The sequence below is a fragment of the Kitasatospora sp. NPDC015121 genome (assembly GCF_055562955.1).
In genome coordinates, this window is the sequence record NZ_JBVHEH010000030.1 from 1 (window position 1) to 12696 (window position 12696).

Annotated in this window: 9 protein-coding genes; 3 read left to right on the forward strand and 6 right to left on the reverse strand. The window is 72.2% G+C overall.

Annotated features, from left to right (window positions below):
* Positions 1-912 precede the first annotated feature (912 nt).
* Positions 913-1188 (reverse strand): hypothetical protein, encoded by a 276-nt coding sequence (locus ACZ3J7_RS33295; RefSeq protein WP_465627116.1) that lies wholly within the window; start codon positions 1186-1188, stop codon positions 913-915.
* Positions 1189-2296: 1108 nt separating this feature from the next.
* Between ACZ3J7_RS33295 and ACZ3J7_RS33300 the strand changes: the two genes are divergently transcribed.
* The gene (locus tag ACZ3J7_RS33300; protein ID WP_465627117.1) at positions 2297-2509 is read left to right on the forward strand and encodes a hypothetical protein; all 213 of its coding nucleotides are present in this window, start codon (positions 2297-2299) and stop codon (positions 2507-2509) included.
* 640 nt (positions 2510-3149) lie between these two features.
* Positions 3150-3899, forward strand: a complete 750-nt coding sequence (locus ACZ3J7_RS33305; RefSeq protein WP_465627118.1) for a hypothetical protein — start codon at positions 3150-3152, stop codon at positions 3897-3899.
* 108 nt (positions 3900-4007) lie between these two features.
* Here ACZ3J7_RS33305 and ACZ3J7_RS33310 read toward each other — a convergent pair whose 3' ends face one another.
* The 5 genes from ACZ3J7_RS33310 to ACZ3J7_RS33330 all read right to left on the reverse strand — a co-directional run bounded on the left by ACZ3J7_RS33310 (position 4008) and on the right by ACZ3J7_RS33330 (position 10345).
* Complete coding sequence (locus ACZ3J7_RS33310; RefSeq protein ID WP_465627196.1) at positions 4008-5192, reverse strand: IS110 family RNA-guided transposase; 1185 nt, start codon at positions 5190-5192, stop codon at positions 4008-4010.
* A gap of 457 nt (positions 5193-5649) precedes the next feature.
* Positions 5650-7092 (reverse strand): hypothetical protein, encoded by a 1443-nt coding sequence (locus ACZ3J7_RS33315; RefSeq protein ID WP_465627119.1) that lies wholly within the window; start codon positions 7090-7092, stop codon positions 5650-5652.
* Positions 7093-7657: 565 nt separating this feature from the next.
* Positions 7658-8947: a hypothetical protein gene (locus ACZ3J7_RS33320; protein ID WP_465627120.1), complete on the reverse strand. Its 1290-nt coding sequence runs from the start codon at positions 8945-8947 to the stop codon at positions 7658-7660.
* A 246-nt stretch (positions 8948-9193) separates the two neighbouring features.
* On the reverse strand, positions 9194-9328 hold the full coding sequence (locus ACZ3J7_RS33325) for a hypothetical protein (protein ID WP_465627121.1): 135 nt from the start codon (positions 9326-9328) through the stop codon (positions 9194-9196).
* Positions 9329-10150: 822 nt separating this feature from the next.
* Positions 10151-10345 (reverse strand): hypothetical protein, encoded by a 195-nt coding sequence (locus ACZ3J7_RS33330; RefSeq protein ID WP_465627122.1) that lies wholly within the window; start codon positions 10343-10345, stop codon positions 10151-10153.
* Positions 10346-10558: 213 nt separating this feature from the next.
* On the opposite strand from ACZ3J7_RS33330, the gene ACZ3J7_RS33335 reads away from it, so the two are divergent.
* Complete coding sequence (locus tag ACZ3J7_RS33335) at positions 10559-12688, forward strand: tetratricopeptide repeat protein (RefSeq protein WP_465627123.1); 2130 nt, start codon at positions 10559-10561, stop codon at positions 12686-12688.
* The last annotated feature ends 8 nt before the right edge of the window (positions 12689-12696 follow it).

The following is a 12696-nucleotide window of genomic DNA, read 5'->3' on the forward strand; positions in this document are numbered from 1 at the left end:
CCCGCGGAGCGGGTCCCTACGGGCCTTCGGCCCTTCGGTTCGCCACCGCGCTTCGCGCGGTGGGCCCGGCCGTCGGCCGGGCTGGACCCGCTCCGCGTGTCCGGCACCCCCGCTTCGCGGTGGTGCGGCCGGCGCTTCGCGCTCGGCCTGGGCCGCTCCGCTTCGCTCCGGCGGCCCGGGGTGGCTGAGGCTAGGTCAACTCGTTGAGCTGGATTTTTGGCTGACGGAGGGGCGGCCTTCGGCCGGGCTGACTAGGGGAGGGGGTCCGGCTCGGTGCTCGGGTGCGGGCCCGTGGGCAGCGGGGTCGAGGGGCGGGTGGGGTGGCCGAGCAGAGGCCGGCCTTTGCGGGTCGGCGGTCGGCGCGGTGGACCAGGTGGCCGCGCCCCCGCGCGCATGCATCACTTCTGGATGCCAGGGGATCCCGCCTGATGTGGCCTGCCTCCTGAGGGAACGGGCCGCTCCGGGCGGCTCGGAAACCGGGCGCTAAAGGGACTGGCTTTCCCGCCAGAATTCTGGCCGCCCGGTGCATCAGAATCCGGTGCGGGGCGATCCCGCCGAATGCGCTGTGTGGATTCTGGGGAATCGGTTCTCTTTCGGGTTCCTTTTGGGGTGCTCTTTCAGGTCCCTTTTCTGGTTCTCTTTCGGGTTCTCTTGGACGGGTGCGGCCGGGGCGGCGGGCGGGGCGCTGGCCTGGTGGTCAAGGGGTGGGCGGGCGGGGCGCGGGCGCGCCGACTTCTTCCCTGGGAGCCCTTGCGCGGCCGGGTCCGGGAAGTGGGCTGTCTCGGAGGTGCTGTCGCGCCCGGGCGGGGGGTGGGGGGGTGGAGGGGTGTTCGTGCAGGTCACAGGGCGCGACAGCACGCCCTGTCGCGGCCTTCTCGGCGGGGGCGTGACAGGGGGTTGTGACAGCTCTGTTCAGGCGGTCGAGGTGGTGGCCGCGAGCCGTTTGCGGTCGCGGTACGCCTCCAGGGAGATGGTGCCGGGCGGGGCCGGGTCGTCCGGGCGCGGCGCGCGGTGGCGGCCGGGCCGGGCGGAGCCGCCGGTGTGCCGCGGCGGGCGGATGGGCTCCGGCGTCCGGCAGGTCGGGAGCCACTCGGGATCGCAGGTGCCGCAGGTGCACTCGGGCTCCGGGACCGGCGGCGGCGTTGGCCGTCGGTGCCGGCCGGTGCCGGGCGGAGTCAGGGCGGTCATGCCCGGACCAACGAGGCGGGCCCAGCCCGGTCACCAGCCCCGGCCGCCCTGGCCGCCCCGGCCGGAGAGAGGGGAACAGCACAGCGCAGCGCCCCCGAACCCCACGGTGCCGCCGCCCACCACCCTCCCCCTCCTCCTTCGTCGGCCGGGTCGGGGGCTCCCAGGGGTAAGTCGGCACTGGGCCGGGCGAACTTGCCGGGTCTGACCTGCGGAAACAGGCCGGGCACGGCGGCATGGGGTGCTTGGAAACGAAACCAGAGACGAAACCGCGTGCGAAACCAGAGACGCCACCAGAGACGAAACCAGAGACGAAACCGACCCGGCAGGGCCTCCGGCCGCGCCGCCCGCCCCTGCTCGATCGCGGCCGCCACCAGGCGGGCGCGAAGAAGAAGGCCGAGCGCCGGTGAGCGGACCCGCCCCGGAACCGAACGCGCCCCACCCCGGCCACCACCACCCATCACCACCAGGACCAGGCGCACAGAAGTAAGTCGGCCCGGTGAGAACGCCCGAATCCCGGGCCTGGCCTGCGGGAACGACCCGGCGGCGGGTCGAGGTGCCGAACCCTAAACGAGCAGCCAAACGAGCAGCTGTACGAGCACCTAAGCGAGCAGGTAGACCAGCAGCTAAACGAGACCCGGGCGCGGGTGCTCGGCGGCCTGGTCGACGTCGTGCTCCGGCCCGGCCCGGCCCGGGCGCCGGGGAGGGCCAGCGCAGCGCCGCTGATCCCGTCCGGCACCACCGCCCACCCACCACCACAGCAGGAAGAGGGGCCAGGGACAGGGATGTCGGAATTTCCGGACGCCTCGGCGGGGCTCTGAGCTGCGCGTTCGCCCGGCTTCCGCCAGAGCGGGGGGACCCACGTCAGGACCCACGCCAGGACCCACGCCAGGACCCACGTCAGGACCCACGCCAGGACCCACGCCAGGACCTACGCCAGGACCCGCGTCCGGTGGCCGCCGAGCCCGGGCCGGGGGCCGATGTGCCTGTGCACGCTAGTTGGCCAAACGGTGCAACCTACTTGGCCAGCGCGTCTCCGCCTCGGATGGCCCCGGTCTGCCACCTGCTGCTCCGAAGGTGATCAACCCGCTTCGTTCGTAGCGTGGAACTCATGGAGCCGAACAGCTGGTTGCAACAACTCTTCGCCTCGAAGCAGGCCCGTGAGGAAGGGGTGGTCCGACGGAACCGAGGAACGATCGACAGCCACGGAGGCGGACTGGACGCCTTGATCGACTACGCCCGTGAGCAACGCTGGCATGTGATCGAGACCGGGGACCAGGTCGTGGTGCTGTGCCACGAAGGTGACCTGCGCATTCACTGCTGACCGCTTCGTGCTGACCGGCGGCAGCTGGCCAACTGGGCTGAACAGATTGGCCACCTAGCCTGCAAAGTTGGCCATCTAGCGTGCACAGGCACATTGCTCCGGGGGTTGCTCCGGGGGTTGTCCATCGAGTTGCGCGGGAGGTTGCCCGTCGGGTTGCTTCGGAGGTTGCTCCGGGATGGTGGGCGGCGGGCGGTGTCTGCGCTGGTGGGAGGGCGGGACAAGCGGGGCCGGCGGATGCCGACTACTTCCGTACGCGGTGGTTCGCGGTCGGCAGCAGCACCCGGGTGTCCGTACCGCCAGAGGGGTGAGGGAGGGGGTGCTGCGCGGGCCGGGGCGGGGCCTGGAGGGCCGCTGCGCGGGCCCGTGGCGGGGCCGGGCCGCCCAGGGGGCGGGCAGGGGCCGGGGGCGTCCTGACGGGCCGTTGGCCCGGCTCCCGGCCGCCGGGCCTAGGTGGTGGCGGTCGGCGGGGCTGGACATCGAGGAGCTGGTCGGCCCCGCAGGGCGGGACTGCCGCGGAGCGGGGCCGGTCCGGCGGTTGGACACAGACTTCCCAATGGTGCTTGTCAAGGAGCAGAGCTTCCTGTCTCACCGAAGTCCGACTGTTCGGAACTCGTCTCACTCGGGTGCTTGAATTCGCTACATGACGGACTGGTCCCAACTCAGCCATGCGTACGGCACCGCCCAGGACATCCCCGCCCTCCTGGACGCCATGAGCCCGGACCCGGACGACTCCTGCTGGGGCGAGCTGTGGTCGGCGCTGTGCCACCAGGGTGCGGTCTTCTCGGCCAGCTATGCGGCGCTCCCGGCCCTGGCCGACACGGCCCGGCTCTGGTCGCCGGTGGAACGGCGGCAGCCGCTCTACCTGGCCGGTGCCATCGTCGCCGGCACCGACCGGCCCGACAACGGGGAAGACCCCTACGTGTCCCGCGCCGCGGAGATCGCCGTGATGCGGGAGCTCACCGAAGAAGCCCTGCGGGTCCCCGGGCTGGCCGAGGATCCCCGCAACTACATCTCGCTCCTGGGGACGCTGCTCAGCTTCGAGGGGGTCGAGGTCTGGGGTGAGCAGATCGACGGCCTCAACGGCGAGGAGTACGAACTGCCCTGCCCCGCATGCGAGGCCGAGAACTCGATCGTCTTCGGCGAGCACGGCTACTTCTCGACCACCGACTACCTGTACATGCGCCGTACCCCCGCCAAGCAGTTCCCCCTCCAGCCACGTGACCCTTCGGCGCTGCAGGGCCTGGCCGGCCGACTGCACGAACGCATCCTCGCCGACGGCCACCCCGACCTCGCGCACAAGCTGACCTACGTCTTCGGCACGGCCCAATGCGCGGACTGCCGCACTCCCTTCGACATCGCGGAAGCCGTCGTCGCCCGCTGGGGCAACTGACCGACCGGGACAACGACGACCCCGACCGGAGAGCGCCGTGAAACCACGACTGCCCATGACCTCGGCCGCGAAAAAACAGGCCGCGCGGTCAAGCTTCGACGAGATGACTCATGAAGCGGCTGGTGGTGCGGGCTGGTAGCACCGGCCGTCGCGCAGCAGTGCCCACAGCACGTTGACGCGCCGTCGTGCCAGCGCCAGCACGGCCTGGTTGTGTCGTTTGCCCTCGGCTCTCTTGCGGTCGTAGTAGCGCCGGGAGTCGGGGCAGCAGGTCAGGCTGCTCATGGCCGACATGTAGAAGACCCGTTGGAGTCCGCGGTGGTAGCGGGTGGGGCGGTGCCGATTGCCGCTGATCCTGCCGGAGTCGCGTGGTACCGGGGCCAGGCCGGCATAGGTGGCCAGGCGATCTGGGCTGGTGAACAGTGCCATGTCGCTGCCGGTTGCGGCGAGGAACTCCGCCCCGAGCAGCGGCCCGATCCCGGGGACGCTGGTGACGATCTCGGCGTGCGGTTGGTTCTGGAAGGCGTCCTGGATCGCCTTGTCCGCCTCGGCGATCTTCTCGTTCAGGTCCATGACCTCGCGGGCCAGGGTCTGCACCATGCGGCCGATGGCCTTCTCCCCGGCGACCGAGGTCTGCTGGCGCTCGGCGGCCTCGACGGCCAGGCGCGCGAGGTTCGCGCAGCCGCGGACCTTCCGGTTGCGCAGCCAGGTCTCCAGCCTGCCGACGCCCATGCGGCGGATCGCCGCCGGACTCTGGTAGCCCTTCAGCAGGACGAGCGGGCCGGTGTTGGACAGGTCCAACTCCCGTTCCAGCGCAGGGAACAGGCCGGTCAGCAGGCCGCGGAGCCGGTTCACGGCGCGGGTGCGGTCGCGGACCAGGTCGGTGCGGCGAGCGGTGGCGAGCCGGAGCTCGGTCAGTTCCTCGTCGGCGACGTTGACCGGCATCAGGTCGCGGCGCATGCGGGCCTGATCGGCGATGACCACGGCGTCGCGGGCGTCGGTCTTGCCTTCACCCCGGTAGCCGGCGCTGGCCCGGTTGACGGTCCGGCCGGGGATGTAGAGGACGCGCTGCCCGTGGCTGACCAGGATCGCGATCACCAGCGCGGCGCCGCCGTCGGTGAGGTCGATGGCCCACGTCACCTCCTCGCCCAGGGCGAGGACGTCGGCGACGAGCTGCAACAGCTCGGGTTCGTCGTTGGCGACGCGCCGCGAGAGCAGTTTGCCGCCCTCTGCGTTCAGCGCCACGCAGTGGTGGTGCCCCTTGCCCGCGTCGATCCCCGCCCATATCGCGCTCATCGTGCTCCAGGTGCCGTCGATGTGGTCCATGCTCGGACGACCGCGCCGACGTTGTCCTACTCAGCGATCTGCTCGCAACTCCCAATGAGCGGCCGGGTCGTCGTCGGGACACCGGGCGGCCAAGTCTGTCGAGCCACGGTCGGCAACATCTCAGAAGCCACACCCGGTGTCCCTGGGCGACCGGACCGGACGAATGGCCCGCTCATCCCGCTCAGAAGGTAGGACATCTCAGCACGCGAAGACGTCAAGTTGGCTGAGGTTGGGCGGGGGTCGGGAGCCGCGGTCACGTAGGCATCCCGTTCGGGGTGTTGTGGGTACGGCAGGACCCCGGCGAGGTGTCTCGCCGGGGTCCGTCTTCGTGGTGCGGCGCTCTGGTTCACGGCTCGCGTCGTGGCGGTCGTCTGCTCAGGCCGTGTACGGGCCTTGGCCGGCCGCTGGGCTCATGCCGTAGTGGCGGTCAGGGGGAGGTGACGGTGCGCGGCTGGTAGCCGCTCTGCTGGCCGGTGATGCGGACGGTGTAGGTGTGTCCGGCGGGGTTGGCCGGGACGGTGAAGGTGTTGGCGCGGGCGTCGGTGATGGCGGTGCCGTTGTCGAGCCACTGGTAGCGGTAGCAGGAGCCGCTGGTCCAGCCGGTGGGGTTGGCGGTGAGGGTGGCGCCGGCGGTGGGGGTGCCGGTGACGGTGGCGGTGCCCGTCTGGGTGGGCAGGGTGGTGTTGGTGCCCGACGGGTTGGTGAGGGTGACGGTGACCTGCGCGGTGCCGCCCAGGGCGCCGGTGGCGTCCACGTGGAAGGACAGGCCGCCTTGGGTGTAGGTGTTGCCGGTGGTGGCGGCGAACTGGCGCGGGGAGGTGGCCTGGGTGATCGGCTGCAGGACGGACTGGGTGCCGCCGCCGGACACGGCCTTGGCCTTCTCGACGGTGATGCCCGAGATGTAGCCGGAGGCGGAGGCGGGCCAGGGGCCGTAGTAGGCGGCGGCGTCCCGGCCGGACTTGTTGCGCCAGTCGATGAAGTAGGTGTCGCCGTTGGTCGGGTCGGTGACCTTCAGGCCGCGGGTGCCGCTCTTGGTGCCGCGTCCGAACAGGTCGTAGGTGGCGGTGACGTCGTGCTGGCCTGTGCCGAGTGCGAGCGCGGGGACCTCGCAGGTCTGGGCGATTCCGGACTTGCTGCGGTCGTAGGAGCTCAGCGCCGGGGGCAGGAACGCGGGGTTCGTCCCGCTGTTGGCGACAGCCAGGCCCATGACCGCGTACTTGTTCTGGTACTCGGTCTCGGGGCAGGTGGTCACCCCGCCGGTGGTGGTGCAGACCAGGGCGTTGGCGTGGTTCAAGTTGAAGTTGTGGCCGAGTTCGTGCGCGAGGCTGTGGTCGATGGTCATCGCGCTGTCGTAGACCCACACGTCGCCGCCGGCGCTGAGTCCGATCGCGGCCGTGCTGCCGGTGGCGACGCTGAGGCCGCCGCATCCGTTGGGGCCGAGCACGATCAGGTGGTTGCCGGAGGTGCCGGTGAAGGACACCCCGGGGAACAGGGCGTGCCCGGCGGTCCACGCGTCGCCCTTGACGCTCGAACTCCCGCAGTCGCCGTTGATGGTCTGCAGGGTGCCGGTGCGGGTGAAGGAGGAGATCGCCTGGTCGCTCTGGTCGACCCAGTAGTCCAGTGCCCCGTCCACGTGTGCCAGGAGCTGGGCGTCGGTCTCCGGGAACGTCTTGGGCGTGGCGTTGGTGTCGATCAGCTTCACCACGTAGGCGTGGTGGACGGGCGTCGTGATCGTCACGGCCGCGTTCGCGGGCCCGGCGGCGGCGGTCAGCGAGCCGCCGAGCGCGAGCGCGCACGCCGCTGCGGCGGCCGCCAGCCGGCGGCCGGAGGGACGCCGGGGCGCGGTGGGAGGGGTGGTGGCGGAGTACATGTGTGTCTCCTTGCCGCACGACGCTTCTGCGGGCGTCCTGCGAACGATGTGAAGGGCACGTGCCGGTGCGGCCACACAACGCTGGGGGCCGCACCGGAATCTTCCCTTCCGTGCACTCTCCGTGTCTGCTTGATCACTAATAATGGCCGAAGTGAACCTGTCATGCCTGAAAGCACGCTCTTGCGGCACACGCCGAAGGCATATTCCACGCCTTCAAATCCCGCCACGGAGCACTGGCTGGCCCACGACCACGACAACACGATCACCGGCAGGCGTCGCGGCGGCCCCGCAAGCGCCGATCGGCGCTGGCCTGTATCAAGACCTCACGGATCGGTAGACACAAAGGCGTCCAGCTCAGCACCGGCCAGGACACCGCGACACCCACTCCGGTCGTGATGGCACCGCTCTGTCGCAAGACCTCACGGGCCAGGGGAGAGACCAGGCGTCCACCACGGCAAGCACCCCCAGAACAGCCCTCCTACTGAGCGTTCCGGAGCTACCTACACATCGGATTAGGTGGGGACAGGTAGCCGGCCCGGCTGCGGCGCTGTGGTCGGGGCGTGGGTCAGCGGGCGTTTTGGCGGAGGTGGGCGGCGATGGCGCGGGCGGCGAGGTGCGGGCTGGTGTGCCACAGCGGGGCGTCGCTGTCGGGGACGGAGAGGTAGTCGTTGGGGTTGAGCACCGCGATCCAGCGTTTGGAGCCGTTGACGCCGTACTCGACCCAGCCGACGCCCTGGCCGTCCTTGGCGACGAGGTACAGGGTGTCGGCGTCTTCCCAGCCGTACAGGCGCCAGCCGGGGCCGACGGCTTCCAGTTCCTCGTAGAGGTCGGGGTCGGGCAGGGGCGGGGTGCGGTGCCTGGGCGGCACCAGGACCAGCGGTGCGGCCGGCGCCGCAGGGGCGGGCAGCACGGGCGCGGATGATGCGTCGCGGGAGGCATCACCCCGTCCTGGCGATGCGTCGCGGGAGGCATTGAATCCCGGGCGCGATGCGACGCGGGAGGCATCGCGTTCCCCCTTCGATGCGTCGCGGGAGGCATCAAGGAGTCGGGGCGGGATGGCCGCCGCGGCGGCCTGGGCGAGCGAGCGGGCCGCTTCGGCCGGCGCCCGCTCCACCCCCTGGGCAGGCGCCTGGACAGCCTGGCCTGATGCCTCCCGGGAGGCATCGAGTTCCTGCTCGAAGGCGGCCTGCGCCTGCCGCACGGCGGTGCGCGCGCGGGCCAGCAGCTCCTCCACCGCGCGCTCCAGGGCGGTCAGGGGCAGGCGCAGCAGCATCCGGCCGGTCTGCGCGCCGACGTCCGGGTCGACTCCGTTGTCCAGGGTCTGGGCGAGGCCGTGGGCGGCGCGTTCGACGAGTGCGCCGAGGTCGGCGATCTGCTGCGCCGCCTCGGTGCCCAGTGGCTCGCGCGAGGCACCAAGGTTGGTGGCGGTCAGCGCGGCGGCCTGCTTGTCCTTGGTGCGGGCCCGGTACGCCTTGGAGGAGCAGGAGCGGCCGCAGTAGGCGGGGCGCTGTCCGGGGCCGTCCCCGCGGATCGGCGTGCCGCACACCTTGCAGCGCGGCACGTCCTGCTCCCGGGCGGCCTCTTCCATGCCTCGCGCGTCGATTCCCATGATCGGCATCGTAGACGCGGGGCGGGACGGCGCCGCCCGGCGGGCCCCGGGCACCGCCCGCCGCACCGCGTCCCGCTGCTGCGCTTCCCGCTGCGCGTGCGCCGCCGGCTGCCGCGCTTCGCGCCGCACCGGTTGCACGGCGCGCTGCACCAGGGCGGCCAGGGCGGCGTCGTCGTCCACCAGGGCGGCGCCGTCGGTGGTGGCGAGCAGGCTCCCGCACCAGCGCCCGCTCCCGCGCGGTGGCACCGCTCCAAGGGGCGGCGACGCCGACGAGGGCGGCCCGCGCGCATTCGATGAGCCCGCCCCCAGGAGCGCGCCGCCGGCCGGCCGGGCCTGCGCCGCGCGCAGCGCGCCCAGGACGAGCACGCGGCTGCCGCAGTCGCGGGCGCAGCGCAGCCTGTCGGCGGGCAGGCCGGGGACGTCGGCGGCCAGGTGCTCGCAGACGCCGGCGGCCAGGTGCTCGCGGACGCCGGCTTCGGTGGGGCCGCCCAGTCAGGTGATCAGCCAGGTGGCGCCACGCTCCTTGTGGGCGCGCAGCACGCTGCTGTGCTCCTGGCTCAGAGCCGCGGCCGTCGCCGCCACCGATCTTCCGGTCTGGTGGCCGGCGCCCTGCCTGCTGCTGCTCACGTCCGCTCCGTCTCGCTGTGCCACCCGGCTACCGGGCTCCCCTCCACCGCGGCTGCGCCCTGTCCGGGAGTACCCCCGCGCCGCCTCCCGGCCACGGCCACCGCCGCGTCCCGCCTAGCCGGTCCGGCAGGCAGGGGTTCCAGGCGGGCGAACGCGACGACGTCCTCGGGGCACGGCCCGGACCACACCGCGCGGGCTCGGAAGTCCGCCAGGCGGCCGTCCGCCCCGCGCGGGGCCCAGGGCCATGTCCCGCTCGTCCACCGCCTCCGCGACATCCCGCAGGGCCAGGACCCGATCAACTCCCGCGTCCTCCACTTCTCGCTCCTGCCACCGCGAAACCCCATCCGAACAAACATGGGCGACTCCAGGGAAAACTCTTCCGGCGCCCCCTACCGTGGCACCGGATAAATGCGGTCCACCAAAATTTCGGCGCTTCTGATTCAAATAGAAATGCGGGAGAACGCCGCACGAAATGCGCTGCATCTCCGCGCGGCATATCGGGGCGCTCCCGGGCGCGGCCGCACGAAGGTGGCGCGGACCCGGGGCGGGGCAGACCCGGCGGTTGCTGGTGGCGTGCACAAGGCGGGCCTCCCGCGCGGCGCGGTCGGCGGGCGGGCACTTCTTCGGGATCCACCGACCGCGCCGTACCCGGCCGGCGGCCACTCCCGGGCCGCCGGGCGGCAGACGACGACTCACACGCCCGGACGGCGCGCCCACCACGCCCACCGCGAGGGGATCGGTGTCCCCTCTCAGGCTTTGGTCCCCCTCAGCCCGGCGGGAGGCCCCGCCCGCCCGACACCGGCCGCCTTCGCCAAGGGGATTTCAGGCGATCAGCTTGTGCAGAGCGACGGTGGCCGCGCCGAAGGCCGTCAGACCGGCCAGCACCGCGGCGGCGACGGGGCCGCCGCCGAAGAACGTCAGCGCGCCGACGACGATGCCGACGACTACGGCGGCGACGAACACGAGCGCGGCGTGCGCGCTCACCAGCGGCCCGGAGCCGGTGGGCGGGGTGGGCATGCTCTTCCTCCAGGAAGGTCCGGGACCGCGGCAGGCGGGCCCTGTCCGGTGCCCGTGGCCGGCGGCCGCCGACCGGGCATGGAAGGAGCGTGGGTCACGTTCCGGTAGTCCCGAAGCCAAAAGAGCGTCACCGCAGGTAGGTTCCGGACTACGGCGGGTTGTCCCGGGACGGTCCGGGACGACGACACCGCCGAGGAACGGAAGTGGGCGGGTATGACCGGGCGGGGCAGGGGAGGACGGCCCTGGGGGCCGCTGCGTACCGAGAGCCGCGAGGCCGAGGCACTCGCGGTGTTCCTGCGGGAGCGGATCGACATAAGCGGGCTGACGGTCAGGGCCCTCGCGGAGCTGATCCCCTACTCCAAGACCCAGATCGGCGAGAATCTCGCCGGCCGAATCCCCGAGCAGCGGTTCGTGGCCGCGCTGGTGAAGGCGACCGTGCCCGAACCACGCCAGCGCGCGGTGCGCCTGGCCGAGGCCGAACGCCTCCTGCACGCCGCCCTCAACCCCAAGCCCCCGCAGCACGGGCCCGAGGAGGGCCTCTCCGCCAAGCTCGCGGCCGAGCTCGAACAGGCACGCCGCCAACAGGTGGAGACCTACGACCGCCTCACCCGCGCCCTCGAACAGCGCGCCGACCTCCAGCAGGCCGCCCAGAACTCCACCCAGCTCGTCATGGTCCTGCTCGGCATGATCAACACCCTCACCGAGCGGGTCCGCGAACTCACCGCCGAACAGGACACCCTCCAACAGCACACCGCCGACCCGCGGGTCCTCGACGACACCCGCCGCCGCCTCGCCCGCGCCCTCGACCAGGAACAGCGCGCCCGAGACGAACTCACCCGCGCCCGCGCCAAACAGCGCCAGGCCGAAGACCTCGCCGCCCGCGTCCAACAACGCGTCGACGACCTCACCGACGAACTCGACCGCCTACGCGCCGCACAAGCCGAGTACGGGACACACGACGCCGCAGGCGCACCGCACGGGCCCGCCGACGGCACTACCGGCGGCCAGCCGGCGGCCGACCCGGTCGCCGACGACATCGACCACGCCCTGGCCCGCGCCAGCGCCGTCAACGACGCCGACGACCACACCCTGCAGCGCATCACCGACGAACTCCACCACACCGGCGAAAACCCGCGCACCGACCCCGCTGAAGACGCCGCACGGAGCCTGCCCGCCGTTGTCCCGGACAACCCGGACAACCCCCCGACCGGCACCGCGGTGTCCGAGCGGGCCGACAGCGCTGGAATGCCCACCACGGCGGCCGACACCCGCCCCGCGCGGGAAGTCAAGAACCTCACCGACCGCCACCGTCATGCCATCGACCTCTCGGAAGCCGGCCGACACGCCGAAGCCACCCACCTCCTCGCCGAACTCGTCGACGACAGCATCAGCGCTCTGGGCACCACCCACCCCGACACCCTCACCGCCCGCCACAACCACGCCTACAGCCTCGGCGCAACCGGCCAGTACACCGAAGCCGTACGCCTGCTCTCCGACCTGGTGAAGGACCGCACCCGCATCCTGGGCCCCGACCACCCCAACACCCTCACCACCGGCGGCCTGCACGCGCACTACCTGGGCCAAACCGGCCGGCACACCGAAGCCGTACGCCTCCTCGCCGACCTGGCCGGCCACCTCACCCGCGTCCTGGGCCCCGACCACCCCCACACCCTCACCACCCGCCACAACCACACCCACCACCTCAGCGAAGCCGGCCAGTACAACGAAGCCGCACGCCTGCTCACCGACCTGGTGAAGGACCGCACCCGCGTCCTGGGCCCCGACCACCCCCACACCCTCACCACCCGCCACAACCACGCCTACAACCTCGGCACGGCCGGCCAGCACACCGAAGCCGCACGCCTGCTCACCGACCTGGTGAAGGACCGCACCCGCATCCTGGGCCCCGACCACCCCCACACCCTCACCACCCGCCACGAACACGCCTACAACCTCGGCGAAGCCGGCCAGCGCACCGAAGCAGCCCGGCTGTTCGCCGACCTGATGAAGGACCGCACCCGCATCCAGGGCCCCGACCACCCCAACACTCTCGCCACCCGCCACCGGCAGCTCACCAACCTCGGCGCGGCCGGACAGCACACCGAAGCCGCACGGCTGTTCGCCGACCTGGTGAAGGACCGCACCCGCGTCCTAGGCCCGGACCACCCCGGCGCCCTCGACACCCGCCACGAACACGCCTACAACCTCGGCGAAGCCGGCCAGCACACCGAAGCAGCACGCCTGCTCACCGACCTACTCTCCGACCGCACCCGCATCCTGGGCCCCGACCACCACGACACCCTCAACACCCACCGCCTGCACGCCGCCTACACGAGGCGGTAGACCAGCCG